Origin of the sequence: Streptosporangium sp. NPDC020145 (assembly GCF_040631275.1) — a bacterium.
Classification (GTDB): Bacteria; Actinomycetota; Actinomycetes; order Streptosporangiales; family Streptosporangiaceae; genus Streptosporangium.
Genome location: NZ_JBEXZT010000008.1, coordinates 266133 through 291784, shown reverse-complemented (window position 1 = coordinate 291784; position 25652 = coordinate 266133). Strand labels below are relative to the sequence as shown.

Genomic DNA, 25652 nt, shown 5'->3' with positions numbered 1-25652 from the left:
GGAGCGCTCAGGACTCCCCGGTCAGCCTGGCCGACCCCAGCGACGCGTTGGCGATGACCCTGGCCGCGGTCTGCGTCGAGGAACTCGTGGTCAGCTCGGTCAGGCTCGCCCTGTTGAGCGCGTAGACCACGAACTCGTAGGTGTTGACGGTCCTGGGCGAGCAGGGGCCCTGGTAGCCGTACAGGCTGGCGCTGCCGCGGTAGTAGACCTGCCTGGCCCCCGAGGGGACCGTGGGCCGGTAGGCGTGATCGACGTTCTGCGGGAGCGAGGTCACGCCCACCGGGATGTCGTAGATGACCCAGTGGATGAGGTTGTTGTTGTCGAGGTCGCGCATGACGAGCGCGTAGCTGCGCGCGGCGGTGGGCGCGCCCGCCCACGTCAGCGGCGGGGACTCGTTGTGCTGGCGCGGGTCGTTGCCGCCGCTGGTGCACTCGTGGACCTTCGGGATCGTCCCGCCCTCGGTGAAGGCGGCGCTGGTCAGGGCGAACGCGGCGTGGCCGGCCGTGTCCGCGCTCGACGGGGCGGCCGTGGCGACCGAGGAGGTGACGGTCAGCGCGGCGAGCAGGGCGTACGAGGCGGCTCGTTTGATGGTCACGGGGGGCTCCTGGAAGGTTGGGTCGTGGTGCTCCCGCCGGTGTCCTCTCGGATTCTCCGAGGTTTACCGATATTACTGACACAGCTTACAAATCACTGTTTTTCCCCGCCATCACCGCGTTGTCGCCTTTTTCCGCCTGGCGTCGTCTATGTCGTGAAAAGGCTGGTGAGGGTGGTGGACGATGAGCCGGTGGCCGGTTTTCCGGCGTCCCCCGCATCCCCGGGGCGGCCCGTGCACAGCCCCTCTCCCCGTACGGCCCCGCCCGGCCGCTAGACCCGGCGCCAGTCGTGGCGTTCCAGGAAGGAACGGCCCCCCTCGGCGTACTCGACGAAGGCCTCCCGCACCGCGCCGATCTCCGGGACGTGCGTGCGGACCATCACGTCCCGCGCGCTGTCCTTGTACTCCAGCTCGTATCCGGTGATCTCCGGAGACGACTGGACGAAGTGCTCACCGAAGACGACCAGCGCCGTGAACGGGTTCTGCGGCGACATCGTGGCGACCGCGTCCCCGACGAGCCGCAGGTCGGGATCGACGACGATCATGCCGTCCCCGGTGCGCAACTGCATGCCGGGATAGGCGCCCAGCGGGGCCAGGTTGTGCACCAGCCCGCGTTGCGGGTCGTAACAGACGAGCCCGCACTCACGGGCCAGGGCGAAGGCCTCGCCCGCGACCTCGTCGGAGCGTTCGAGGTCCACGGTGAGCAGGGCGTAAGCCGGGGAGTCGCCGAAGGACACGGCCTCGGGGAACGCGGCGGTGAACTCGGCCACCCCGGGATGAGGCCGTACGGCCCGGGTGTCGCCCTCGCGCAGCGCCCGCAGGACCTCGGCCGCGCGCTCGGCGGTGATCGGCTCGGGTTCGTGCCAGACGGCCAGTTCGAAACTCATGACCCCATCGTCTCGCGGACGACGGGGAGGGCGCTCAGGAGGCGGCCGTGGCTCCGGAGTCCTCCAGCACCGCCGTGCAGAACGCGCAGCGCCTGGCCGCGACGGGGATGTCGCTGAGGCACTCGGGGCACTTCTTCTCCGTCGACTCCTTGTTCCTGTCGAAGTAGGCGACGACCCTGCTCATCGGCAGCACGACCAGCCAGTAGACGACCGAGGCGATGATCAGGAAGCTCAGCAGCTGGTTGACGAAGTCGCCGTACATGAACTTGGCGCCGTTGACCGTGAAGACGTAGTCGGAGAAGTCCGGCTCGTTGCCGCCGGTGACCGCCGCGATCAGCGGGGTGATGAGGTCCTTGACCAGGGCCTGGACCAGGCCGCTGAACGTCGCGCCGATGACCACGGCCACGGCGAGCTCGACGAGGTTGCCCCTCATCAGGAACTTCTTGAATCCGGTCATTCCGTGCGTCCTCCACTCGTGTGGACGCCGAGCCTACCGCGAAGCCCGCCCCGGAGAGTAACTGAGCGATGACGTTCGCACGACCACGACTTTACGGTCCGGGTCCATGGTGGGTTACCATCTGCCGAATTCGTGAGCGAGGTGCCTGATGGACTTTCGTGTGCTGGGACCGGTCAGCGTGATCACCGGTGACGGGACGCCGCTGGACATCGGTCCCCACCAGCAGCGTGCGGTCCTGGCGCTGTGCATGCTGGCCGCGCCCAGGCCCGTCGGGGCGGCCACGATGATGGAGGAGCTCTGGGAGGGCGAGCCGCCGCCCAGGGCGCTCAACACCCTCCAGGCCTACGTCTCCAAGCTCCGCCGGGCTCTCGAACCCGGCAGGAGCCGTGCCACGCGGCCCACGGTCCTGGTCAGCAAGCCGGGCGGCTACGCCCTCGACATCCCGGCACGGGACCTCGACCTGACCAGGGTGCGGGGGTACGCGGCCGAGGGCAGGCGCCTGGCCGCCGCGGGCGAGCACGAGGCCGCGGCGGGACGGCTGCGGCTGGCACTGGCCGAGTGGCGCGGGGAGCCGCTGGCCGACTTCGCCGAGGCCTCGTGGGCCACGCGGGAGGCCGCCCACCTGGGCGAACAGCGGCTGACCCTGCAGGAGGACCTCGCCGAGTGCGAACTCGCGCTCGGCCTGGGGGCGGAGCTGACGGGCACCCTGACGCGGCTGGTCGCCGACAACCCGTTCAGGGAACGCCTGCACGTGCTCGGCGCGCATGCCCTCTACCAGGCGGGACGGCAGGCCGACGCGCTCGCCGTGCTGGCCAGGGGACGCGACACACTGGCCGACGAGCTGGGCCTCGACCCCGACCCCCGCTCAAGGGAGATGGAACAGCGCATTCTCGCCCAGGACCCGTCCCTGACCCCCCGCGTCCAGGCCACACCGGCTCCGCCCCGGCCCGCGGAGGACCCTCGGGAGATCCGGCTCATCGGCAGGGACGCCGAGGCGGAGGTGCTCGACGCCGCGGTCACAGGCGGGCCGTACCGGGTGGTGCTGCTGGCCGGGGAGCCGGGCATCGGCAAGACGAGCCTGGCCGAACAGGCGGCGCGGACCGCGCGGGCCGAGGGGAACCGGGTGGTGTGGGGCCGTTGCTGGGACGGCACGGGAGCGCCGCCCTTCTGGCCCTGGACGCAGGCCGCGCAGGAGCTGACCGGCGGGCAGGGCGGCAAGGCCGGTCCCTCGGGAGGCGACCGCTTCGAGCTCTACGAGGCCTTCGCCGAGCTGTTCAACGAGCACGGCAGGGTCCTGGTCGTCCTCGACGACCTCCAGTGGGCCGACGCCTCCTCGCTGCGGCTGCTCGAATTCCTCGCCTCGACCCGGCTGTGCCCCAAGCTGACCGTGGTCGCCACCTACCGCGACACCGAGGTACGGCCCGGCGGCGCGCTCGAACACGCCCTGGCCGCCCTTGCGCGGCTGCCGTACGTGCGCAGGCTCCCGCTGCGGGGGCTCGGCGAGGCGGAGATCGGCGAGTACCTCGGGCGGGCCGGCGCCGACCCCGGGCTGGCCGGGGAGATGGGCAGGCTGACCGCGGGCAACCCGTTCTTCCTGGGGGAGGTCCTGCGGCTCGGGGAGACCCCGGCGGCGCTCTCCGACGTCGTGCGCGGCCGGATGACGGGCCTGCCTCCGGAGACGGAGGAGGTGCTGACCACCGCGGCGCTGCTCGGCGATCAGGTGGTCGCCGACGTCCTGACCCAGGTGACCGGGCTGTCCGTCGAGCGGGTGCTCGACATCGTGGACGCCGCCGTCGGCGCGGGGCTGCTGACCGAGGGGCGGGGACCCGCCTGCCGCTTCGTCCACGACATCGTCCGCGACGTGCTGCGCGAGGCGCTGCCCCCGCTGCGCCGCAGGCGCCTGCACGCCCGGATCGCCGAGGTGCTGGAGGCCCGTGGCGGGGCGCGCCTGACCGAGATCGCCCACCACTACCGGCAGAGTCTGCTCACCGCCGCCACGACCGGCAAGGCGATCGGCTACACCCGGCGCGCCGCGGCGCAGGCCACGGCGCAGTTCGCCCACGAGGACGCGGTGGAGAACCTGGAGCAGGCGATCGCGCTGGTCGGCGCCCTGCCCAGGTCCGACGACGCGCTCCGCTGCGACCTGCTGCTCGACCTGGCCGAGGCGCAGGGCGCCGCCGGGATGAGCGTGGCGGCCCACGCCTCCCTTGAGGCGGCGGCGGAGATCGCCGAGGGGCTCGGCGACGACAGCAGGCTGGCCAGGGCGGTGCTGGGGTTCACCGACCCGATCTCCCTGGCCATGTACGAGGAGACGACCGGCATCGACCGGCTCACCGAGCGGATCGAGCGGGTCCTGGCCTCCGGGCTGGCCGCCGACTCGCCCTGGCGGGCCCAGCTCCTGGCCGCCGCCGCGCTGACCGGCGCGACGACCAGGCCCGTCGAGGAGAGCACGCGGACCGCGCTGCAGGCCGTACGGCTGGCCCGCAGGCTCGGTGACGACAGGACGCTGGCCAGGACGTTGATCGTCCAGGAGCTGCTGTCCCGGACCGAACACGACCACGACCGCAGGCAGGCGGTCATCGACGAGATCACCGAGATCGGCCACCGCATCGGCGACCTGGCCGTCGAGTGGGTCGGCAGGGAGACCGCCTACGTCGAGCTGCTCACCCAGGGCAGGACCGAACGGGCCCCCGAACTGCTGGCCTGGCTCACCGAGACGGCCGAACGCCTCAGGCTCCCCTCGATGGTGAGCCTGGCCGCCTGGCAGCGGGCCGTGCACGCCTGGCTGTGCGGGCACGCGGAGGCGGCCCTCACCGCGGCCGAGGAGTCCGCCGCCGCCTACCCGGAGGGGGCGCTGGGCAGGGACGACGCCGGGCTGCGGCGCGGGGTGTTCCGCTTCCTGACGCTGCGGGCGGACGGGGACGCGGCCGGGGCGCTCGCCGTCGCCGACGAGATGCTCGCCCTGCGCCCGGGGCAGCGGCCCTGGCTCGCCCTGCGCTGCCTGGCCCTGATCGACCTGGGCGAGACCGAGCGGGCACGCGCCGTCTTCGCGGTCCTCGCCGAGGACGGCTTCGCGGCCGCCGGACCCGACCTGGCCTACCGGTTCGTCCCCGACGCCCTCAGCGAGGCCTGCGCCGCGCTGGGCGAGCGGGCGGCAGGACGTGTCCTGTACGGCCTGCTCGCCCCCAACGCGGGCAGGCTGCTCGGCTGGTCGGTGACGGACCTGTGCCTGGGGCGGCTGGCCCTGCTCGACGGCGACGTCCGGGGCGCCCACGACCACCTGGGGGCGGCGCGTGACCTGGTCACCCGCGCCCGGCTGACCCGCCACGAGCCCGCGCTGCGCGACCTGGAGGACAGGCTGGCCGAGCCGGTGGGGGAGGCGAGGACGGGCCGGTAGGCGGGCGGGCCCGCCGACGGGCCGCGAATCGCCGGGCGCGGTCCTGTCCTCCCGCCTGAGGGCCAGGAATACTCCCATGTCATGCCGGTTTCGCCGCGCCGAGGCTCACGCCGGGGCACCGCCACGCATGACAGGGGAAACATGGGGCATGTCTTCCCACCGCTGAAGGGCGGTGTGATGATCGAGATCTGGCCCGGTGACCCCTATCCCCTCGGGGCCACCTACGACGGCGCGGGGACAAACTTCGCGCTCTTCACCGAGGTCGCCGAGCGGGTCGAACTGTGCCTGTTCGACGAGGAGGACAACGAGACGCGGGTCCCCTTCACCGAGTGCGAGGGCTACGTCTGGCACGGCTACCTGCCGGGCGTCGGCCCGGGCCAGCGGTACGGCTACCGCGTGCACGGCCCCTACGACCCCGCCAGGGGCGTGCGCTGTAACCCCGCCAAGCTGCTGCTCGACCCCTACGCCAAGGCCATCGAGGGGGAGATGCGCTGGGACGAGGCCGTGTACGGCTACCGCTTCGGGGACCCCGACCTGCGCAACGACGCGGACTCGGCCCCGTTCGTCCCCCGGTCCATCGTGATCAACCCGTTCTTCGGGTGGGGACACGACCGGCCGCCCGCGACGCCGTACCACGACACGGTCATCTACGAGGCGCACGTCAAGGGCCTGACCGTGAACCACCCGAAGATCCCCGAGCGGATCCGGGGCACCTACGCGGCCATCGGCCACCCGGAGATCATCGACCATCTGACCTCCCTCGGCGTCACGGCGATCGAGCTGATGCCGGTCCACCAGTTCGTCACCGACCACGTCCTGGCCGAGCGTGGCCTGACGAACTACTGGGGTTACAACAGCATCGGGTTCTTCGCCCCGCACAACGCCTATTCGAGCACCGGGCAGCGCGGCGGGCAGGTGCTGGAGTTCAAGGCCATGGTCAAGGCGCTGCACGAGGCGAACATCGAGGTCATCCTCGACGTGGTCTACAACCACACCGCCGAGGGCAACCACCTGGGGCCGACGCTGAGCATGCGGGGGATCGACAACCCCGGCTACTACCGGCTGGTGGACGACGACAGGCGCTACTACATGGACACGACGGGGACCGGCAACAGCCTGTTCATGCGCTCCCCGCACGTCCTCCAGATGATCATGGACTCGCTGCGGTACTGGGTCATCGAGATGCACGTGGACGGCTTCAGGTTCGACCTGGCGGCCACCCTGGCCAGGGAACTGCACGAGGTCGACCGGCTGAGCGCCTTCTTCGACCTCGTCCAGCAGGACCCGGTGCTCTCGCAGGTCAAGCTGATCGCCGAACCCTGGGACGTCGGCCCGGGCGGCTACCAGGTGGGCAACTTCCCCGCCAGGTGGACCGAGTGGAACGGCATGTACCGCGACACGATCCGCGACCTGTGGCGCGGCGAGCCCGCCTCCCTGCCGGAGTTCGCCTCCCGGCTGACCGGCTCCAGCGACCTCTACCAGGACGACAGCCGCAGGCCCGCCGCCTCGATCAACTTCGTCACCTGCCACGACGGCTTCACCATGCAGGACCTCGTCTCCTACGACCGCAAGCACAACGAGGCCAACGGCGAGGACAACCGGGACGGCACCGACGACAACCGTTCGTGGAACTGCGGCACGGAGGGGCCCGCCTCGCTGGCGATCGAGTCGCTGCGCGAGCAGCAGAAACGCAACTTCCTGACGACGCTGTTCCTGTCCCAGGGCGTGCCGATGATCTCCCACGGTGACGAGCTCGGCCGTACCCAGCTGGGCAACAACAACGTCTACTGCCAGGACAACGAGCTGAGCTGGGTCGACTGGTCCGACGTCAGGGAGAACTGGCTGCTGCTGGAGTTCACCCGGCGCCTGGCCAGGCTCCGCGCCGGGCACCCCGTCTTCCGCAGGCGCCGCTTCTTCTACGGCCGCCCGGTACGGGGCTCCGGCGACAACCTCAGCGACATCGCCTGGTTCACCCCGAGGGGGGAACGGATGACCGACGCCGACTGGAACGTGGGCTACGCCAAGTCGCTGGCGGTCTTCCTGAACGGCGACGCGATCACCGAGCCGGACCGCAGGGGACGGCGGATCGTCGACGACTCGTTCCTGCTGCTGTTCAACGCCCACCACGACGTCATCGAGTTCACGATCCCCAAGGACCACGGCGACATGTGGGTGACGGAGATCGACACGGCGATGCCCATCATCGTCGACACCAGGGTCTGCAGAGCGGGTGAGGAGGTGCCGGTGACCGGCAGGTCGGTACGGGTGTTGCGGCGTGTCTGACGGGCGAAGGGAGAACGCGGGGCGGGACTTCGGACCGCCGCTGTCCACCTACCGGCTCCAGCTCACCCCCGACTTCGGCTTCGCCGAGGTCGCCGAGCTGGCCCCCTACCTGCGCGACCTGGGGGTGAGCCACGTCTACCTCTCCCCGATCCTGCAGGCGACCTCGCGCTCCCGCCACGGCTACGACGTGACCGACCACTCCCGGATCAGGGAGGAGTTCGGCGGCCTTGAGGGGCTGCGGGCGCTGTCGGAGCGGCTGACCGCGCACGGCCTGGGCGTCGTGGTCGACATCGTGCCCAACCACATGACGGTCCCGGTCCCCGAGTCGGGCAACCGGCAGCTGTGGTCTGTGCTCAGGGACGGCCCGGCCTCGCCGTACGCGCGGTGGTTCGACATCGACTGGGCGGGCGGCGGCGGCCGGGTGGACATGCCGGTCCTCGGCGACGAGGTCGAGCCGCACGCCGACGGCTCCGTGCTGCGCTACCACGACCACGAGTTCCCGCTGCCCGACACCCACTACCGGCTGGTCGACTGGCGTCGCGGCCCCGGCTACCGGCGCTTCTTCGACGTCTCCTCGCTGATCGGGCTGCGGGTCGAGGACGAGAAGGTCTTCGACGCCACCCACGAGGTGATCGTCGGGCTGGTCCGCGACGGGATCGTCCACGGGCTGCGGGTCGACCACCCGGACGGCCTGGCCGACCCGCGCGGCTACCTCGCCAGGCTCCGCGAGGCCTGCGGGGTGTGGACGGTCGCCGAGAAGATCCTGGTGGGGGAGGAACGGCTGCCCGCCGACTGGGACTGCGACGGCACGACCGGTTACGAGGTGCTCAACCGGATCACCGGCCTGTTCGTCGACCCGGCAGGGCAGGAGCCGCTGACCGACCTGTTCGTCGAGCGCACCGGCATGCCCCGCGAGTACGCCGCCGTGGTCGGCCGTGCGAAACGGGAGGTCATCGACCTGTTCCTGGGCGCCGAACTCGACCGGCTGCACGCGGTCGTCGGCTCCGACCGTACGGCGCTGGCCGAACTGCTCGTCGCGATGCCGGTCTACCGGGCCTACGCCGTGCCGGGTGAGCCGGTCCCCGAGCGGTCGGTGGCGATCGTCGAGGCGGCGGGGCGGGCCGCCGCCGCCAGGCTGCCCGAGGGCGCCCCGGTCGCCGAGGTCGTGGACAGGGTCCTGTACGGCCCCGCCGACGCCGTCGTCCGCTTCCAGCAGACCTGCGGCCCCGTGATGGCCAAGGGCGTCGAGGACACCGCGCTCTATCGGTGGTACCCGCTGGCCTGCCTGAACGAGGTCGGCGGCGAGCCCGACCGGTTCGGCGGAGACGTCGGGGACTTCCACGCCTTCTGCGGGGAGATGTCCCCGGGGACCATGACGACGTTGTCCACCCACGACACCAAACGCTCCGAGGACGTGCGGGCGCGGCTGGCCGTACTCTCCGAGATGCCGCAGGAGTGGGCGCGGGCGGTGGGGGAGTGGTCGGCGAAGGTCTCCTTCGACCCGGCGCTCGACTATCTCGCCTGGCAGAACCTGATGGCCGCCTGGCCGATCGAGCCGGGCAGGTTCTTCGACTACCTGCTCAAGGCGGCCCGCGAGGCCAAGACGGCGATCTCGTGGGCGGCCCCGGACCCCGCCTACGAGCGGGGCGTCCGTGACTTCGTCATGCGGGCCGTCGACGAGTGCGGCCCCTCGGTCGCCGAGTTCACCGCCATGATCGAGCCGTACGCCAGGTCCAACTCCCTCGGCCAGAAACTCGTGCAGCTCATGCTGCCCGGCGTGCCCGACCTCTACTGGGGCAACGAGATCACCGACTTCTCGCTGGTCGATCCGGACAACCGCCGCCCGGTCGACTTCGCCCGCCGTCGCGCGCTGCTGGCCGTGACCGGGAGCGGGCCCAGGAGCGGCTCGTGGGACGAGGACAAGCTGCTGGTCACCACCCAGGCGCTGCGGCTGCGCAAACGCCTCGACCCGGCGCTGCCGTACCTGCCGGTCGAGACGGGGGAGCACGCCGTCGCCTTCGCCCGGGGGGACAGGGCGGTGGCGGTCGCGACCCGGCTGCCGGTCGGCCTGGCCGCGCGCGGCGGCTGGGGCGGTGAGACGATCACCCTGCCGCACGGCAGATGGCTCGACCTGCTGTCCGGCGCCCGCCACACCGGGCGTGTCCCGCTGGCCCACCTGCTTTCCGTCTTCCCGGTCGCGCTTCTTGAGAGGGAGTAGCCCGTGTTCGAGGTCTGGGCGCCGCAGGCGTCCTCGGTGGACGTGGAGATCGACGGAGTGCGCCACCCGATGGCCCTGGGCGCGGGCGGCTGGTGGTCTGCCCGGGTGCCGGGCGCGGGCCACGGCACCGACTACCGCTTCAGCCTCGACGGCGGTCCCGGGCTGCCCGACCCGAGGTCACGCAGGCAGCCGGAGGGGATCTTCGGGCCGAGCCGGGTCTACGAGCACGACAGGTTCGCGTGGAACGACGATCTGTGGCGCGGGCGCGCCCTGCCCGGTTCGGTGATCTACGAGCTGCACGTCGGGGCCTTCACCCCGGAGGGGACCTTCGACGCGGCGATCGACAGGCTCCCGCACCTGGCCGAACTCGGCGTCGACTTCGTCGAGGTCATGCCGGTCCCCCCGGTGCCCGGCACGCGCAACTGGGGCTACGACGGGGTCGACCTGTGGGCCGTGACCGAGAACTACGGCGGCCCCGACGGGTTCAAGAGCTTCGTCGACGCCTGCCACCGGCGGGGACTCGGGGTGATCCTGGACGTCGTTCACAACCACCTGGGGCCCTCGGGCAACTTCCTGGCCCCCTTCGGCCCCTACTTCAACCCCTCGGCCGCCTCCTTCTGGGGGCAGGCGGTCAACCTGGACGGCCCCGGCTCCGACGAGGTGCGCCGCTACTTCGTGGGCAACGCCCTGCAGTGGCTGCGCGACTACCACGTGGACGGCCTGCGCCTGGACGCCGTGCACGCCCTGCACGACTCCCGGGCCGTGCACCTGCTTGAGGAGATGGCCGTCGAGGTCGAGGCCCTCTCCACGGCCGTCGGCAGGCCGCTGACGCTGATCGCCGAGTCCGACCTCAACGACCCCCGGCTGATGACCCCCCGCGAGGCGGGAGGGTACGGCCTGGCCGCGGCCTGGAACGACGACGTCCACCACGCGCTGCACGTGGCGGTCACCGGGGAACGGCACGGCTACTACGCCGACTTCGCCGGTGCCGCCGGGGCCGTGACTGGGGCCGAAGCCAGGGCCGTAGCCGGGGTCACGGCCGGAGACACCAGCGGAAGCACGGGCGGAGACGCCACCGGGGTCACAGCCGGAGACACCACCGGTGGCGTCACGGCGACGTTGGCCAAGGTGCTGACCTCGGGTTACTACCACGACGGCACCTACTCCTCCTTCAGGGGCCGCTCCCACGGCCGCCCGGCCGGGCACGTGCCCGCCCACCGCTTCGTCTGCAGCGCGCAGAACCACGACCAGATCGGCAACCGCGCGACGGGCGACCGGATGCCGCCGGAGGCCCTGCGGCTGGCCGCCGGGCTGCTGCTGACCTCCCCGTTCACCCCGATGCTGTTCATGGGCGAGGAGTGGGGGGCCCGCACCCCGTTCCTGTTCTTCACCGACCACGTCGAGCCTCAGCTGCGCGAGGGCGAGGGGGAACGGCGGCGCCGGGAGTTCGTCGGCCACGGCTACGACGACTGGGCGGACAAGGCCCCCGACCCCGGCGAGGAGCTGACGTTCCTGCGCTCCAAACTCGACTGGAGCGAACTCGACGACGACGCCCACCGGGCCCACCTCGACTGGTACCGGGCCCTGATCGCGCTGCGCCGGGCCCACCCCGAACTGACCGACCCCCGGCTCGACCGGACCGCCGTCTCCCACGGCGACGACTGGCTTCTCGTACGGCGCGGCGCCCTGCGGATCGCGGCCAACCTCGGCCCCACCCCCCTCACCCTGCCGACCGGCCCCGGCCACATCCTCCTGGCCCTCGACCCGACCACCACCCTGACCGGCCCCGACCTCCTCCTGCCCGCCAGATCGCTGGCCGTACTCAGAACAGGGTGACCGCCGGCTCCCACGCGGCCGCGGACCCTCAGCCCGTACGGTGGCCACGGGAGGCAGAGTTGGGCCATGACCGGGTACGAGACGATGGCGTTTCATCTGGAGACCGAGCGGTTGACGATGCGGCCGTGGGCCGAGTCGGACGCCGATGAGCTTCGGGACCTGCATGCCGAACGTGGCAAGGGGACACCCACGGTCGAGCACGTCCGGGCGATCATCGCGAAGCAGCTCACCGCGACGGCGACGACGGGGATCGCGCTGCTGCCGATCCGGCGCCGGGCGGAGGGCGACTTCATCGGTTACTGCGGGCTGATCGTCGGCCGCTGCACCGTCGAGGAGCCCGAGATCGCGTATGAGCTGTTCCAGCGCGTGCACGGGCGTGGATACGCCACCGAGGCGGCCCGCGCGGTGCTCGACGCGGCGGTGGCGACCGGGCGGAGACGGCTCTGGTCGACCGTCGGGTCGTGGAACACGCCCTCCCTCCGTGTCCTGGAGAAGCTCGGCTTCGAGCGGGACCACCTTTCCACGGAGGACAGCGGTGAGGTGGTGTGGCTCACCCGCTCACTGCCGTGACGTCGGGTGCGCTCAGGCGTCGACTCCGTGAGCCGGAAGGAACCGTTCTCCATGCTCTTGACGAAGGATTCCGGCCGGTGGTGGCGAACTCCGTGCTTTCCCCAAGGCCGTCGCCCCGGACACCGCTGACAGGCTCCGCACCTCGTCGAGGTGCGTTGACCGGCCGCGCCCCTCGGCGCGAACCCCCAGCGGGCGGCGCCGTTACCGCGAGAGCGACATCGGGGTCCTCCTTGACGCCGACCGAACTCGGATCGCCAGTAAAAGTGCTCATTCGGTGAGCACTTTGGCTGACAGGATCGATCTCACAAGCCACCGAGCGGAAGGCAGCAGGACATGCTTCGCGGACTCACCACCATCAGCTTCTACGCGCACGACGTCGCCGCCGCCCGTGACTGGTACGCCGAGCTTCTCGGGACGGAGGCCTACTTCCAGCGGCCCGAGCAGGGCGATCCGGTCTACGTGGAGTTCCGGGTGGGCGACTACCAGCACGAGCTGGGAATCATCGACGCGCGCTTCGCCCCGCAGGGCTGGAGCGCCGAGAGCGGCGGGGCGATCGTCTACTGGGCCGTGGACGACCTGGAGGCGACCTGGGAGCGGCTGCTGGAGATGGGGGCCGTCCCGTTCGACAAGCCGACCGAGCGCGGCCCCGGATTCGTCACCGCCTCGGTCCGCGACCCGTTCGGCAACATCCTCGGCATCATGATCAACAACCACTACATGAACGTCCTCGAGAGCCGGAAGGGCTGACCACGATGACCGAGAACGCCCTGATCCTGGACGACGCCGCCGCCTGGAAGGCCTGGCTGGCCGAGCACCACGACAGCGCCCGCGACGTCTGGCTGATGATCGCCAAGAAGAACGGCAACGCCACCACCGTCACCCTGGACGAGGCCCTCGACGAGGCGTTGTGCCACGGCTGGATCGACAGCCACCGCAGGGCGTTCGACGGCGACTACTACCTGCAGCGTTACTCACCGCGCGCCCGCCGCAGCCCCTGGTCGGAGATCAACGTCGCCAAGGCCGAGGCGCTGACGGCCGAGGGCCGGATGCGCCCGGCGGGCCACGCCGCGATCGAGGCCGCCAAGGCCACCGGCCGCTGGCCCGAGACCCGCTGACGGTCACGCCGCCATGGGGGTGAGCAGGGCCGAAAGGCGGCGCAGGCCGCGGGCCGTACGGGCCTTGACGGTGCCGAGCGGAACGCTCAGCCGTTCGGCGATCTCCCGCTGGGTGAGGTCGCCGTAGTAGGCCAGTTCGATGGCCTGACGCTGCGGGGCGGGCAGTTCGGCCAGCGCCCGCCGTACCTCGTCGCGTTCGGCCAGGGCCTCCCCGTGGGCCCTGCCGTCCTGACCCGCGGGGTCGGCGACCGCGTCGAGCGGGACCGTCCGCAACGTGCGCACCCGCAGGTGGTCGACCGCCCGGTTGTGCGCGATGCCGAGCAGCCAGGCGGGAAGGCTGCGGGCCGGGTCGAAGCGGTGCCGTGACCGCCAGACCTCGGTGAACACGACCTGCTGGAGGTCCTCGACGTCCTGGAAGGCGACGAAGCGCCGCAGGTAGGAGCGCACGAGCGAGCCGTGCGTGTGGAGGCACTCGGCCAGGGCCGCGTCGTCACCCTCGGCGAACCGGACGTTCAGGGTGTCTGTCATGGTGCCCCCCTTGCCGAAAAAAGCTACTCAAAACTTATTCATACTCTCCGGTGTGCATGAAGGCAAGCGACTCGCGCAGGTCAGCGCAGTGCGGCGTGGACGCCGGTGAGCGCCTCGGCGAAGGAGGAGACCCGCAGAACCGAGGCGGGCAACCCCTCCCGCCAGCCCTCGCCGCCCACGATGAGGCGGCTCGGCGGGCGCAGCGGAGGCAGCGAGGCGAGCGGCGCGGGATCCCCTGTCTCGGGGATCTGGGACCAGACGAAGACCACCGCAGGGCCGAGACGACGCATCGCGTCCCCCAGCGCCGGGTACGGCGTCCGCGCGCCGAGCACCCGCGTCTGGACGCCCTCCAGGGACAGCGCGGCGGCCAGCGCGTGGACCGGCATGCTGTGCAGCTCGTTCTCCGCGCAGGCCAGCAGCACGGGACGGTCGTTGACCGGCAGGGCGGGGGGACGGCCTATCCGGGTCAGCGCGCCGAGCAGCCGTTCGGAGAACAGGTGCTCGATCTCGATGCCCGCGCCGGTCTCCGCCTGCCGCCTGCAGATGGCCTCGAAGACCGGCAGCACCAGGGCGTGCCAGGTCCACTCGACGCCGTGCCTGGCCAGCGCCGCGTCGATCCAGTCGGAGACACCCCCGCTGTCCAGCGCGGTCGCGGCCCGCGCCAGCATCGCCACCGTCGGGATCGCGGCCTCCCCTTCCGAACCCGAACCCGAGCCCGAACCTGAGCCAGGGACCGAGCCCGAGCCCGAGCCCAAACCCGAGGCAGGGACAGGGACCGGCGCGGGCTCCGGCGTCTGGAGGGGCAGGGCGCCGGGCCGCAGGACCCGCCTGGCGGCGTCGGCCGCCGGAACCCCCTGCCTGATCAGCCGGTTCATCTCCTCAAGGCGGCGCAGATCGGCGGAGTCGTAGCGGCGATGCCCACCGGGGCTGCGGCGGCTCGGGCCGACGCCGTAGCGCAGGTTCCAGGTGCGCAGGGTCGGGGCCGGCACACCGAGTCTGCGGGCGACGGCCCCGATGCCGTATCCCGGCTCCTGCTCGTCCGTCACCGTCTCACCCCATCCACGGGCCCCTCCCGTACGGTCTACAGCCTGCCAGTCTCGTCCCCCTGACGATCCCTTCGGACACCCGGCCCCGGCCGGATGCAACCACGCGGAGCGCGGGAACGAAGGTCCCCATGTGACCGAGACCGTCGTCGTCCTCTTCACCCGTGACCTGCGGGTCCATGACCATCCGGCACTGGCGGAGGCGTGCGCCGGGGCGCGCCGGGTGGTACCGCTGTTCGTGCTCGACCCCGCCGTCCGGCCGTACGGCAGGGCGGCCTTCCTCGCCGAGAGCCTGGCCGACCTGCGCCGGTCCCTGCGCGAACGAGGGGGCGACCTGGTGGTCCGCCGGGGCGACACCGTCACCGAGACGATGCGTCTGGCCCGTCAGGTCGGTGCCCGGGCCGTGCATGTCAGCGAGGACGTCAGCGCCCTGGCCTCGCGCAGGCAGCGGAGGCTCGCCGAGGAGTGCGAGCGCGCGCGGACGGCCTTCCTGGCCTTCCCCGGTGTCACGATCGTGCCTCCCGGCGCCCTGCGGCCCTCCGGCGGCGGTGACCACTATCGGGTGTTCACGCCCTACTGGCGGGTCTGGGCGGAGCACGGCCGCAGGCGGCTGCTGGACGCCCCGCGCGAGGTCGTCCTGCCCGAGGGACTCGACGCCGGCACCCTGCCCGAGCCCGGCCCCGAAGGGCCTTTCCCCGGTGGTGAGCGGGCCGCCAGGCAGCGGATGAACACCTGGCTCAGGTACGACGCGGAGAACTACGCCGACAGGCGCGACGACCTCGCGGGCGACCGTACCTCACGGCTCAGCCCCTACCTGCGTTTCGGCTGCCTGTCGCCCCTTGAGCTCGAATCACGGCGGCCCGGTGACGACCTCGTCAGGCAGCTCTGCTGGCGCGACTTCTTCCACCAGGTCACGCGGGCCTTCCCGGGCATCACGCGGGACGACTACCGGCCGCGCGGACACCGTTGGCGCCACGACGAGGAGGCGGCGCGGGCCTGGCGGGAGGGCAGGACCGGTGTGCCGATCGTGGACGCGGGCATGCGGCAGCTGCTCGCCGAGGGCTGGATGCACGGCCGCGCCCGGATGGTCACCGCGTCCTTCCTGGTCAGGAGGCTGGGCGTGGACTGGAGGGTGGGCGCGGAGCACTTCTTCTCGCTGCTGCTCGACGGGGACGTGCCCGACAACTACGGCAACTGGCAGTGGGTCGCGGGGACGGGCAACGACACCAGGCCCAACCGGGTCGTCAACCCGCTGAGGCAGGCGAGACGGTTCGACCCGGCGGGGGAGTACGTCCGTCGTCACGTGCCCGAGCTGCGGGCCGTACCGGACGGGGCGGTTCACCGGCCCTGGCGCCTGCCCGGCGGGGTCGAGGGCTACCCGCCACCCCTGGTGGCCATGGAGTGAGGTCGCGGGCCGTGTTTCGGCCCTGACCGCAAGTGTTGATATGTCGGGAGCGGAACAATTCGCCTGTGCCGTACGTCGCACTGATGTGATGATCTTCGACGGCATCGACGACGACCTGCGCGCGGCCCGTGAGCGGGTACGGCGTCTTGAGCGGCTGACGGCCCAGCGTCAGGGACTGGCCCTGCAACTCGACGAGGTCGGGCGGCTGCTCGCGGAACTTGAGGAACGGCTCGCCGAGGAGGAGAAGGACGTCTCCCGGCTGGAGGCGGGCGGCTTCACGGCGTTCCTGGCGGGGCTCGCCGGTTCGAAGGAGGAGCGGCTCGCCAAGGAGCGGGCCGAGGCGCAGGCCGTACGGCAGCGCCTTGACGGGCAGCGCGGCCGCCTGGGGTGGCTGGAGACGGACATGGCGGCCGTGGAGAGCGGCCTCGCCGAGGTGGGCACGGCGCGCGAGGAGTACGCGGCGCTGCTCGAACGCAAGGAGCGCATGCTGGTCGAGTCGGGCGACCCGAAGGGCAGGGAGCTCACCGACATCTCCCGGCGGCTCGCCGACACCGACGCCGGGCTGCGCGAGCACGAGGAGGCGCGCCAGGCGGGGGTCGGCGCGGTCCAGGCCGTTGGCCAGGTCCTGCACAGTCTCGGCAGCGCCCGGGGCGCCTCCCGCTGGGACATGCTGAGCGGCGGCGGGGGCTTCGCCGACATGGTGGAGAACGGCCACCTGCGCAACGCCGACGAGGCGGCCTGGCACGCGCAGCGGGCACTGGACGTCTTCTCCAGGGAGCTGGCCGACGTCGGGGTGCACGTCAACCCCCAGATGCCCGAGGTGGACACCCGCTGGTTCGCCGACATGTTCTTCGACAACATCATCGTGGACGCGATCAAGCACCAGAAGATCTCCCGCACCGGCGAGGCGGTCGCCGAGATCGCCCAATGGGTGCAGGAGACGGTCGCGACCCTGACCACCAACCACGCCGAGCTGGCGCGTCAGCGTGATCTGCTCATCGCCCGCAGGGAGGAACTCCTCGCGGGCTGAGAGAGGACGGACCGGACGGCCGGAACGGAAGGTGTGGCGGACATGCTGACGTGATCGGCCAACGGTGACAAGCTCTGGGCTTAAGACATCGCATCGTCTCGGTGGAGGGCCGCATGTCGAACCCCAGTGTGGTTCCGTTCCTTCGTTACCAGGACGCCCCGGGCGCCATCGAATGGCTGGGCAAGGTCTTCGGCTTCCGGCCGTCGGTCACGGTGCCCGGCTCTCACGGGGGAGTGGGGTACGCCCGGCTCACTCTGGGGGACGCGGTGATCGTGCTCGCCTCGGTACGGCCCGGCGAGCCCTACCTGCGCAGCGCCCTCGACCTGCCCGCGGTCAGCCAGGGCGTGTTCGTCGTTGTCGAGGATCTTGAGGCCCACTACGAGCAGGCCGTGGCGCGGGGCGCCGAGATCGTGGTCGAGCCCGAGACCACCCCCGAGGGCACCAGGATCTACATGGCCTTCGATCTGGAGGGCCAGCTCTGGGCCTTCGGGGACGGCTTCGAGGCCGACGACTGATCTCAGTGGTCGTGGCCGTGGTGGTCGTGGTCGTCTTCCTCGTCCGAGGGGCCGTCTGAGGGTTCGACCCCCAGCACGGCCTCGCGGGGCTCGACCTGCTCCACGTGCTCGATCAGGCCCAGAACGTGGTCCGGCTCGATGAGCCACTGCAGGGCCGTGGCCCCCGTCTCGTCGGCGGAGACCATCTCCGCCTGTTCCCTGCGCTCGTCGTCGTCCAGGTCGGCGTCGGGGTGGTTGATCTCCTTCAGCGCGGCTTCCTGGAGCCCGGCGAGGTCCTGCACCTCAACGGTCAGCTCGATCGTCAGACGCAGATAGCGTTCGGTGCCCGATTCATCACTCATGGTGGAATCCTAGTGCCCCGACAAGGGACGATCAGACTACGGCAGCTTCCATTCGACCGGTGCCGCGCCCTGCTGCTGCAGCAGGTCGTTGGCACGGCTGAAGGGGCGGGAGCCGAAGAAGCCGCTGCGGGCCGACAGCGGGCTCGGGTGGGCCGACTCGATGGCCGGGGTCGAGCCGAGCATCGGGCGCAGCGAGCGGGCGTCGCGGCCCCACAGGATCGAGACCAGGGGCTGGTCGCGGGCGACGAGGGCCTTGATGGCCTGCTCGGTGACCTCCTCCCAGCCCTTGCCGCGGTGCGAGGCGGGCTTGCCGGGCATGACGGTGAGGACCCTGTTGAGCAGCAGGACGCCCTGGTCGGTCCAGGGGGTCAGGTCGCCGTTGCTCGGCATCGGCAGGCCGAGGTCCTCGGTCAGCTCCTTGTAGATGTTGCGGAGGCTGCCGGGGATCGGGCGCACGTCGGCGGCGACCGAGAAGCTCAGGCCGATCGGGTGTCCCGGGGTCGGGTAGGGGTCCTGCCCGACGATCAGCACCTTCACCTGGTCGAAGGGCTGCTGGAAGGCGCGGAGCACGTTGGCTCCCGCGGGAAGGTACTGCCTGCCTTCCGCGACCTCCTGGCGGAGGAAGTCACCCAGCTCGGCGATCTTGTCAGCGACGGGTTCCAGGGCCTGCGCCCACCCGGCTTCCACGACTTCGTTCAAAGGACGTGCGGCCATGCCGAAAACCCTATCGAGTTTTGCGACCAGGTACGGCTCGCGTGACGAATCACGCGAGCCGTACCTGACCTGCCCCTGTCGTTATTTCACGGAGCCCGCCATCATGCCCTGCACGAAATACCGCTGGAATGCGAAGAACAGGATTAACGGGATTATCAGCGACAAAAAGGCGCCGGGGGCAAGGATGTCGATATTGGTGCCGAACTGCCGCATCTGAGACTGCAGGGCCTTGGTCATCGGCTGGTTGCCGGTGTCGGCGAAGACCAGGGCGACGAGCAGGTCGTTCCACACCCAGAGGAACTGGAAGATCCCCAGCGAGGCCACCGCGGGCTTGGCCAGCGGGAACACCACGGTCGAGAAGATCTTCCACTCGCCCGCGCCGTCCATCCGCGCCGCCTCTAGCAGCGAGCGCGGGATGCCCGCGAAGAAGTTGCGCAGCAGGAAGATCGCGAACGGCAGGCCGAAGGCCGTGTGGAAGAGCACGACCCCGGCGATGGAGCCGAAGATCCCGAGCGTGCCGTACAGCTTCGCGATCGGGATCAGCGCGATCTGGACCGGTACGACCAGCAGGCCGACCACCACCAGGAACAGGGTGTCCCTGCCCCGGAACTCCATCCAGGCGAAGGCGTAGGCCGCCATGGCGGCGATGCCGATCACCAGGACGGTCGTCGGGACGGTGATGAGGACGGTGTTCCAGAACGAGGAGGTGAAGCCGGTCGCCAGCAGGTCCGAGTAGTTCCTGAGGGTCAGCTCGGCCGGCCTGGTCAGGGCCGTCCACCAGCCGGTGGAGTTGTTGGCGGTCTCGTTCCTGATCGAGACCACGAACAGGCCGAGTGTGGGAACCAGCCAGAACAGGCCGATCACCACCATCAGGGCCTGGAGCAGGCCGCCGCCGATCCGGTCGACGGCCCTGCCGAGGGGGCCGCGACTCGGCGCGCCCAGCGCGGGGGTCGTCACTGGTTGTCCCTTCTGAACCGGCGGATATTGATGATCATGAACGGCAGGACCAGGATCAGCAGGAAGATGGCCAGCGCGCTGCCCAGCCCCTGGTTGCCTCCGCCGCCGAAGGAGACCCGCCACATCTCAAGCGCGATCACGTTCGCCTGCGGCTGCACGGAGCCCGGGGCGATCACGAAGACCAGGTCGAAGACCTTGAGCGTATTGATGATCATGGTGACGAACACGACCAGCAGCACGGGGGAGAGCAACGGGACGGTGATCTTGCGGAACACCTGCCACTCGGTCGCCCCGTCGATGCGGGCCGCCTCAAGCGCGTCACGCGGGATGGACGCGAGCCCGGCCGCGATCAGCACCATGGCGAACCCGGCCCACACCCAGATGAACGCCCCGATGATGGCCGGGGTGATCAGGGTCGGCCCGAGCCAGGAGACGCCGTTGAAGGGCTCCTGGAAGTTCGACGGCGGCAGCCGCAGGAGATAGTCGCCCTGGGGCAGACCGGCGAAGCGGAAGGTCCCGTCGGCCTCGGTGGTCGCCGTCGCCGCGACCGCGTCGCCGCGCACCGCCTCGACCGTCACCCCGGCCAGCGCCTTCTCCGTGCCGTCGACCTGGTTGAGCGTGCCGCCGCCGCCCTGGGTGAAGTCGACCCACACGGTGCCGGTCAGCTCGCCGGGCACCGGCTGCGCCGCCTTGGCCGCGGAGGCGGAGGTGAGCGTCGCGGGCTTGACGCCCACCAGCGGCACCTGTACGGCCTGGCCCGGCTTGACGGTCTGCCTGGTCACGACCGCGCCGTCGCGTGGGACGACCGGCGCCGCGTCGTTCTCCCTCGGCCTGGCGTCGGGATAGCCGTGGGAGGGGCCGAAGATCCCCTGGACCGAGGCGATCACGGCGTTGGCCACGCCCCGGTCGGGGTCCTGCTCGTAGACGAGCCTGAAGATGACGCCGGAGGCCATCAGGGAGACGGCCATCGGCATGAAGACGACCAGCTTGAACGCGGTGGCCCAGCGGATCCGCTCGGTCAGCACCGCGAAGATCAGGCCGATCGCGGTGACCATGGCGGGGGCGAACACGACCCAGATCAGGTTGTTCCTGATCGTGGTCAGCGTCGAGGAGTCACTGAAGATCGCGGCGTAGTTCCCGGCGCCGACGAAGGTGTCCCCGGTGGCGTCGAAGAGGCTGCGGAAGATCGAGTAGACGATCGGGTAGATCACCAGCGCGCCGAGGACGACCGCGGCGGGCAGCAGGAAAACCAGCGCCAGCGTCGGGGAGGGACCGAGCCTTCCCCGGCGGCCCGAGGGATTCGAGGGATTCGGGGGAGGAGCGGGAGCCGCAGACCCCCGGGCCGCGGCTCCCGCCGTCGTGGCCTCCGCTGTCGCCCCGGCCGTCTCCGGCGCGGTGGCGGACGGCGGGGGATCGTCCGCTTGGCCCTGCGGGGTCGCGGGGCCGGGCCCGGGCCCGGGGGAGGCGCCCTCGCCCTCCCTCGGGCCCTGCGGGCCGTCCAACCGGTTGGTCACGGCCGGTCCCCCTACTTCCAGGCCTTCTTGGCCTCGTCCTCAAGCTTGGTCTGGGTCCCCTTGACGTCGGAGGGGTCGCGGACGAAGTCCTGCAGGAGCTTCCACTCGCCCTTGCCCTCGGTGCCGCCGAACGCGCTCGGCGCGAGGTCGGACATGTCGTAGCGGACCGCCTCACCGGCGGAGATGATCGTCTGGGCGAGCTTCTTGGTCAGCTCGGCCGGGTAGTTGTCCGGCGAGACGTTGCGGTTGGGCGAAAGGTAGCCGGGCAGCTTGGCCCAGATCTCGCCGCCCTCCTTCGAGGCGAGGAACTCGAGCAGGGCCATGCCCCCCTTGGAGTCCTTCAGCGCCACGGCGATGTCGCCGCCGAGCACGACCGGCTCGGTGTCACCGGCCTTGGGGAAGGGGAAGTACTTGGCCTCCTCGCCCAGCTTGGCGCCCGACTGCTCGGCGGAGGTGGCCACGAAGTCGGCCTCGATGACCATCGCCGCCTTGTCCTGGCCGTACACCTGGGTCGCGCAGGTCGGGAAGTCGGTCTGCAGGGCGCCGGAGGGGCCGCCGAGCAGGAACTCCTTCTTGCCGACGATCTGCGCGATCTTCTCAAGCGCGGTGGTCACGGTCGCGTCGGTCCACGGGATCTCGTGCTTGGAGAGCTTGGTGTAGTTGTCCGGCCCGGCGGTCGAGAGGTAGACGTTCTCGAACAGGTCGGTCAGCGTCCAGCCGGAGGCGCCGCAGAGGGCGAACGGGGCGGTGCCGGAGTCGGCGACGGTCTGGGCCGTCTTGATGAGGTCGTCCCAGGTGGCGGGGGGCTGGGCGCCCGCGTCCTGGAACGCCTGGTCGCGGTACCAGACGAGCGACTTGTGCGCGGCCTTGACCAGCACGCCGTAGACCTGGCCGTCGGCGGAGCCGAGCTCCTTCCAGTACGGGGTGTAGTTGTCGTCGATCTGCTTCTGGACCTCGGCGGTGAGCGGCTTGAGGGCCTTCTCCTTGGCGTACTGCTGGACGAGGCCGGGCTGGGGCAGGATCGCGATGTCCGGCGGGCTGCCGCCCTGGATGCGCGGGCCGAGGTAGGCGCCGGTGTCCTCACCGGTCGAGGCGTAGGTGACCTTGGCACCGGTCTTGGCCTCGAACGCCTTGAGCACCTGCTGGAAGTTCTCCTGCTCCTGGCCCGTCCACTTGGCGGCGACCTCAATGGTCACGCCGTCCAGGGTCTTGGCTCCCGCGGCGGCCGAGGAGGCCGGGGCGCTGTCGCCCGGGGCGGGCGTCGAGGACGCGTTGTCCTGGCTGCCGCACGCGGCGAGCGCGAGCGCCAGGCCCGTCAACGTCACCGTGGCGATGGTCTTACGCATTCTGGCGAACCTCCTGTGCTGACGGAACGGAGATGGGGGGACAGGCGATCGGTGCGGGGGGACCGCCTGTCCCCGGTCCTGGGGTGGTGAGGTGAGGCGTGAGGTACGGCGGACGCCGCGCGGTGGGGATGCCCACGGGCGTCCGCCGAGAACGGAGAGAGACGGAAAGAGACAGAAACAAGGGGAAGGGAAGGGATGACGACTCGCGGAACGGAGGGGTGACCCCCGTCATCGAGCCCGGATGATCTCGTCGAGCTGACCCTTCATCGAGGTGACGACGTCGCCGCTGTCCTCGTCGAAGGGCGGGGTGAGCGCGTTGGAGACCGCACTGGCGATCACCAGGCTCAGCTGGTTGTAGTTGGCGCTCGTCGGCCTGGGCCGCGCGGACAGCAGGCTGTCCTTGAGCACCGGCAGGTAGGGGAAGCGTTTGATCAGAGCGGGGTCGTCGTAGAGCTCGGCCCAGACGGGGGGGAAGGACCCGTCGGCGAGCACCCGGCGTTCGTTCTCAAGCCCGGTGAAGTAGCGGATGAACTCCAGGGCGGACTTCTGCCGCTTGGAGTAGGCGCTGATGGCGAGGTTGATCCCGCCCAGCGAGCTGGAGCCGGGCCCGTTGAGGCCGGGCAGCCGGGTCACCCCGAACCTGCGGCCGATCGGCGAGGTCGTCGCCGGGCCGTAGGCGTGGGGCCAGTTGCGGGAGAAGGCCAGGCGGCCCTCCTGGAAGGCCAGCCGTGACTCCTCCTCCTTGTAGGAGAGGGACTCGCGGGGGATCCAGCCCTCACGAAGGCCGTTGACCAGGAAGTCGAGCCCGGTCGTGGCCTTGGCGGTGTCCATCGTGACCTGGGTGCCGTCGCGGTTGAGGATCTGCCCGCCCGCAGACTGCACGGCCTCGGCGAAGTTGACGGTCAGTCCCTCGTAGGCGAGGAACTGCCCGGCGTAGCCGCCGATGCCGTACCTGTCGTGCAGCGCACGGGCCTGCCTGCGCAGCTCCGCCCAGGTCGTGGGCGGAGTGAAGCCCTCCTTGGCCAGCAGGTCCTTGCGGTAGTAGAGCAGCCCGGCGTTGCTGGTGTACGGCACGGCCCAGAGCTTGCCCCGGTGGACGGCGGTGTCCGTGACGGACGGCAGGAACCTGTCCAGCGGGAACATGCCGCGTTCGAGCGGCACGATCCAGCCGGCGTCGGCGAACTCCGCCGTCCAGACCACGTCCAGGCCGAGCACGTCGTAGCGGTCGCTCTTGGCCTGCAGGTTGGCGACCATCTGCGCGCGTTGCTCGTCGGCGGCCTCGGGAAGCTCAAGGAGCGTCGCCTGCTCCGCCGGGTGCGTCTGGTTCCACCGGTCGATCAGCGGTCGCAGATAACCGGTGGTGTCACGGCCCGTCACGAAGGTGAACGGACCGCTGCCGCCGGAACGGTCGGCGTCCCGCGCGACCGCTCCCGAACACCCCGTCACCAGAACGACGACGAGAGTGACGAGAAGGAGGTGGCGCACGATTGCCTCCCTGTTTCCTGGCGGCTACATACATGTTAGGTAGATGCATGCATGTTATGCACAGCGTTAATGTGGACGTCAACGGATAGTCCCGTAACGCTCAGGTAACGAGCATGTCGAGGAGGTGGGGGGTGAGACAGTCACTGCTGGCGCTCCTCGCGAAGGAACCTGCCCACGGATACGAGCTGAAACAGGCGCTTGAGCAGATCTTCGGCCGGGCCTACCCGTCACCGAACATCGGGCAGATCTACGTCACGCTCGGCCGCCTTGAGAAGGACGGCCTGATCCGCGCCGTGGACGTCGAGCAGTCGAACCGGCCGAACAAGAAGGTGTACTATCTGACCGCCGCGGGCCGGGACGCCCTGGACGCGTGGGTGGAGGAGCCGACCGAGGGCCCCAGGGTCCGCGACGAGTTCTTCATGAAGCTCGTCCTGGCCCCCATGACCGGCATCGCCGACCGGATGGCGCTGATCAACCGCCAGCGCCGCCACTATCTCGGGCTCATGCGCGACCTCAACGAACTCGCCGACCGGACAGACCGGGAGGACTACGTCGCACTCCTGCTGATCGAGGGGGCCATGCTGCATCTGCAGGCCGACCTCGACTGGCTCGAACGATGTCAGGAGGACCTTTCGTGAGTCACCCCCCGGTCGTCCGTACGGTCAATCTGGTCAAGATCTACCAGAACGGCGCCGTGCCGGTGCCCGCGGTGCGCGGGGTCGACCTGGTGGTCGAGCCGGGACAGTTCGTCGCGATCACCGGCCCCTCCGGCTCGGGCAAGTCGACCCTGGTGCACATGCTCGGCGGCCTCGACCCCCGCACCAGCGGGGAGATCTGGCTGGACGGCAAGCGGGCGGACACCATGAGCGAGAGCGCGTGGGCGCTGCTCAGACGCCGGAAGATCGGCTTCGTCTTCCAGTTCTTCAACCTGGTCGCCAACATGACCGTGGCCGACAACGTCGAGCTGCCCGCGCTGCTGGCCGGGGCCTCGGCCCGCGACGCCAGGGAGCGCAGGGAGCACCTGCTCGGCGAGCTCGGGCTGACCGGCCGCGCCGACGCCTCACCCGCCCAGCTCGCCGGCGGTGAGCAGCAGCGGGTCGCGCTGGCCCGCGCGCTGGCCAACAAGCCGAGCCTGCTGCTGGCCGACGAGCCGACCGGCAACCTCGACAGCCGCAACACCCGTGACGTCCTGCGCCTGCTCGGCCAGGTCCACCGCGACGGGCAGACCATCGTCCTGGTCACCCACGACGCCCGGGTCGCCAGCCTGGCCGACCGGGTGATCACCCTGCTCGACGGCGAGATCGTCGACGACGGAGCCCTGGGAACCGCCCGCCGCCGCCCGAGGGGCACGGCGGGCGACGTCGTCGAGCTGCGGGGATAGCCCGCGTTGTTCCCGAACACACCCCCGAGCGGAGCGGC

23 protein-coding genes are annotated in these 25652 nt (G+C 70.9%); 12 read left to right on the top strand and 11 right to left on the bottom strand.

Annotated elements, in window-relative coordinates:
- Window positions 1–7: 7 nt before the first annotated feature.
- The 3 genes from ABZ463_RS18090 to mscL form a co-directional block, all read right to left on the bottom strand.
- On the bottom strand, window positions 8–595 hold the full coding sequence (locus tag ABZ463_RS18090; protein WP_352009726.1) for a YbhB/YbcL family Raf kinase inhibitor-like protein: 588 nt from the start codon (window positions 593–595) through the stop codon (window positions 8–10).
- Window positions 596–864: 269 nt separating this feature from the next.
- Window positions 865–1479 (bottom strand): hypothetical protein, encoded by a 615-nt coding sequence (locus ABZ463_RS18085; RefSeq protein ID WP_362777186.1) that lies wholly within the window; start codon window positions 1477–1479, stop codon window positions 865–867.
- Between the two features lie 34 nt (window positions 1480–1513).
- Window positions 1514–1936 carry a large conductance mechanosensitive channel protein MscL gene (gene mscL, locus ABZ463_RS18080; RefSeq protein WP_352009724.1) on the bottom strand — a complete coding sequence of 141 codons (423 nt, stop codon included), beginning with the start codon at window positions 1934–1936 and terminating at the stop codon, window positions 1514–1516.
- Window positions 1937–2084: 148 nt separating this feature from the next.
- Here mscL and ABZ463_RS18075 point away from each other — a divergent pair, with 148 nt between their 5' ends.
- The 7 genes from ABZ463_RS18075 to ABZ463_RS18045 all read left to right on the top strand — a co-directional run bounded on the left by ABZ463_RS18075 (window position 2085) and on the right by ABZ463_RS18045 (window position 13355).
- The gene (locus ABZ463_RS18075; RefSeq protein WP_362777183.1) at window positions 2085–5333 is read left to right on the top strand and encodes a BTAD domain-containing putative transcriptional regulator; all 3249 of its coding nucleotides are present in this window, start codon (window positions 2085–2087) and stop codon (window positions 5331–5333) included.
- 177 nt (window positions 5334–5510) lie between these two features.
- Complete coding sequence (gene glgX / locus ABZ463_RS18070; RefSeq protein WP_352010166.1) at window positions 5511–7616, top strand: glycogen debranching protein GlgX; 2106 nt, start codon at window positions 5511–5513, stop codon at window positions 7614–7616.
- Window positions 7609–9834: a malto-oligosyltrehalose synthase gene (gene treY / locus ABZ463_RS18065; RefSeq protein WP_362777179.1), complete on the top strand. Its 2226-nt coding sequence runs from the start codon at window positions 7609–7611 to the stop codon at window positions 9832–9834. The genes glgX and treY overlap by 8 nt, the downstream gene beginning before the upstream one ends.
- A 3-nt stretch (window positions 9835–9837) precedes the next feature.
- A complete protein-coding gene (locus ABZ463_RS18060; RefSeq protein WP_362777177.1) occupies window positions 9838–11670 on the top strand; it encodes a malto-oligosyltrehalose trehalohydrolase in 1833 nt (610 codons plus the stop codon).
- A gap of 66 nt (window positions 11671–11736) precedes the next feature.
- Entirely contained in the window at window positions 11737–12240 is a 504-nt protein-coding gene (locus tag ABZ463_RS18055; RefSeq protein WP_362777174.1) for a GNAT family N-acetyltransferase, read from the top strand.
- Window positions 12241–12573: 333 nt separating this feature from the next.
- Entirely contained in the window at window positions 12574–12987 is a 414-nt protein-coding gene (locus ABZ463_RS18050; protein WP_362777171.1) for a VOC family protein, read from the top strand.
- Window positions 12988–12992: 5 nt separating this feature from the next.
- Window positions 12993–13355: a hypothetical protein gene (locus tag ABZ463_RS18045; RefSeq protein WP_362777169.1), complete on the top strand. Its 363-nt coding sequence runs from the start codon at window positions 12993–12995 to the stop codon at window positions 13353–13355.
- Between the two features lie 3 nt (window positions 13356–13358).
- Here the strand turns inward: ABZ463_RS18045 and ABZ463_RS18040 are convergent, their stop codons facing one another.
- The gene (locus ABZ463_RS18040; RefSeq protein WP_352009705.1) at window positions 13359–13883 is read right to left on the bottom strand and encodes a sigma-70 family RNA polymerase sigma factor; all 525 of its coding nucleotides are present in this window, start codon (window positions 13881–13883) and stop codon (window positions 13359–13361) included.
- 80 nt (window positions 13884–13963) lie between these two features.
- Window positions 13964–14929 carry a MerR family transcriptional regulator gene (locus ABZ463_RS18035; protein ID WP_362777166.1) on the bottom strand — a complete coding sequence of 322 codons (966 nt, stop codon included), beginning with the start codon at window positions 14927–14929 and terminating at the stop codon, window positions 13964–13966.
- A 130-nt stretch (window positions 14930–15059) separates the two neighbouring features.
- On the opposite strand from ABZ463_RS18035, the gene ABZ463_RS18030 reads away from it, so the two are divergent.
- From ABZ463_RS18030 to ABZ463_RS18020, 3 genes are all read left to right on the top strand, one after another.
- On the top strand, window positions 15060–16331 hold the full coding sequence (locus ABZ463_RS18030) for a deoxyribodipyrimidine photo-lyase (RefSeq protein WP_362777164.1): 1272 nt from the start codon (window positions 15060–15062) through the stop codon (window positions 16329–16331).
- 88 nt (window positions 16332–16419) lie between these two features.
- Window positions 16420–17361 carry a hypothetical protein gene (locus ABZ463_RS18025; protein WP_352009702.1) on the top strand — a complete coding sequence of 314 codons (942 nt, stop codon included), beginning with the start codon at window positions 16420–16422 and terminating at the stop codon, window positions 17359–17361.
- Window positions 17362–17474: 113 nt separating this feature from the next.
- Window positions 17475–17876: a VOC family protein gene (locus tag ABZ463_RS18020; protein WP_352009701.1), complete on the top strand. Its 402-nt coding sequence runs from the start codon at window positions 17475–17477 to the stop codon at window positions 17874–17876.
- Between the two features lie 2 nt (window positions 17877–17878).
- On the opposite strand, the gene ABZ463_RS18015 is transcribed toward ABZ463_RS18020, so the two are convergent.
- The 6 genes from ABZ463_RS18015 to ABZ463_RS17990 form a co-directional block, all read right to left on the bottom strand.
- Complete coding sequence (locus ABZ463_RS18015; RefSeq protein WP_352009700.1) at window positions 17879–18217, bottom strand: hypothetical protein; 339 nt, start codon at window positions 18215–18217, stop codon at window positions 17879–17881.
- A 36-nt stretch (window positions 18218–18253) separates the two neighbouring features.
- Complete coding sequence (locus ABZ463_RS18010; RefSeq protein ID WP_352009699.1) at window positions 18254–18931, bottom strand: uracil-DNA glycosylase; 678 nt, start codon at window positions 18929–18931, stop codon at window positions 18254–18256.
- 81 nt (window positions 18932–19012) lie between these two features.
- Window positions 19013–19888 carry a carbohydrate ABC transporter permease gene (locus ABZ463_RS18005; RefSeq protein ID WP_352009698.1) on the bottom strand — a complete coding sequence of 292 codons (876 nt, stop codon included), beginning with the start codon at window positions 19886–19888 and terminating at the stop codon, window positions 19013–19015.
- Entirely contained in the window at window positions 19885–21402 is a 1518-nt protein-coding gene (locus ABZ463_RS18000) for a sugar ABC transporter permease (RefSeq protein ID WP_362777159.1), read from the bottom strand. The genes ABZ463_RS18005 and ABZ463_RS18000 overlap by 4 nt, the downstream gene beginning before the upstream one ends.
- A gap of 11 nt (window positions 21403–21413) precedes the next feature.
- On the bottom strand, window positions 21414–22748 hold the full coding sequence (locus ABZ463_RS17995) for an ABC transporter substrate-binding protein (RefSeq protein ID WP_352009696.1): 1335 nt from the start codon (window positions 22746–22748) through the stop codon (window positions 21414–21416).
- Between the two features lie 228 nt (window positions 22749–22976).
- Complete coding sequence (locus ABZ463_RS17990) at window positions 22977–24233, bottom strand: ABC transporter substrate-binding protein (RefSeq protein WP_352009695.1); 1257 nt, start codon at window positions 24231–24233, stop codon at window positions 22977–22979.
- A 131-nt stretch (window positions 24234–24364) separates the two neighbouring features.
- Here ABZ463_RS17990 and ABZ463_RS17985 point away from each other — a divergent pair, with 131 nt between their 5' ends.
- Window positions 24365–24871: a PadR family transcriptional regulator gene (locus tag ABZ463_RS17985; protein WP_352009694.1), complete on the top strand. Its 507-nt coding sequence runs from the start codon at window positions 24365–24367 to the stop codon at window positions 24869–24871.
- Window positions 24868–25614 (top strand): ABC transporter ATP-binding protein, encoded by a 747-nt coding sequence (locus ABZ463_RS17980; RefSeq protein ID WP_352009693.1) that lies wholly within the window; start codon window positions 24868–24870, stop codon window positions 25612–25614. The genes ABZ463_RS17985 and ABZ463_RS17980 overlap by 4 nt, the downstream gene beginning before the upstream one ends.
- The last annotated feature ends 38 nt before the right edge of the window (window positions 25615–25652 follow it).

Bases quoted from the DNA above. Each gene is read 5' to 3' on its own strand.
- ABZ463_RS18085 (WP_362777186.1), bottom strand. From the start codon at position 1,479: ATGAGTTTCGAACTGGCCGTCTGGCACGAACCCGAGCCGATCACCGCC.
- mscL (WP_352009724.1), bottom strand. From the start codon at position 1,936: ATGACCGGATTCAAGAAGTTCCTGATGAGGGGCAACCTCGTCGAGCTC.
- ABZ463_RS18075 (WP_362777183.1), top strand. From the start codon at position 2,085: ATGGACTTTCGTGTGCTGGGACCGGTCAGCGTGATCACCGGTGACGGG.
- glgX (WP_352010166.1), top strand. From the start codon at position 5,511: ATGATCGAGATCTGGCCCGGTGACCCCTATCCCCTCGGGGCCACCTAC.
- ABZ463_RS18055 (WP_362777174.1), top strand. From the start codon at position 11,737: ATGACCGGGTACGAGACGATGGCGTTTCATCTGGAGACCGAGCGGTTG.
- ABZ463_RS18050 (WP_362777171.1), top strand. From the start codon at position 12,574: ATGCTTCGCGGACTCACCACCATCAGCTTCTACGCGCACGACGTCGCC.
- ABZ463_RS18045 (WP_362777169.1), top strand. From the start codon at position 12,993: ATGACCGAGAACGCCCTGATCCTGGACGACGCCGCCGCCTGGAAGGCC.
- ABZ463_RS18040 (WP_352009705.1), bottom strand. From the start codon at position 13,883: ATGACAGACACCCTGAACGTCCGGTTCGCCGAGGGTGACGACGCGGCC.
- ABZ463_RS18025 (WP_352009702.1), top strand. From the start codon at position 16,420: ATGATCTTCGACGGCATCGACGACGACCTGCGCGCGGCCCGTGAGCGG.
- ABZ463_RS18020 (WP_352009701.1), top strand. From the start codon at position 17,475: ATGTCGAACCCCAGTGTGGTTCCGTTCCTTCGTTACCAGGACGCCCCG.
- ABZ463_RS18015 (WP_352009700.1), bottom strand. From the start codon at position 18,217: ATGAGTGATGAATCGGGCACCGAACGCTATCTGCGTCTGACGATCGAG.
- ABZ463_RS18010 (WP_352009699.1), bottom strand. From the start codon at position 18,931: ATGGCCGCACGTCCTTTGAACGAAGTCGTGGAAGCCGGGTGGGCGCAG.
- ABZ463_RS17995 (WP_352009696.1), bottom strand. From the start codon at position 22,748: ATGCGTAAGACCATCGCCACGGTGACGTTGACGGGCCTGGCGCTCGCG.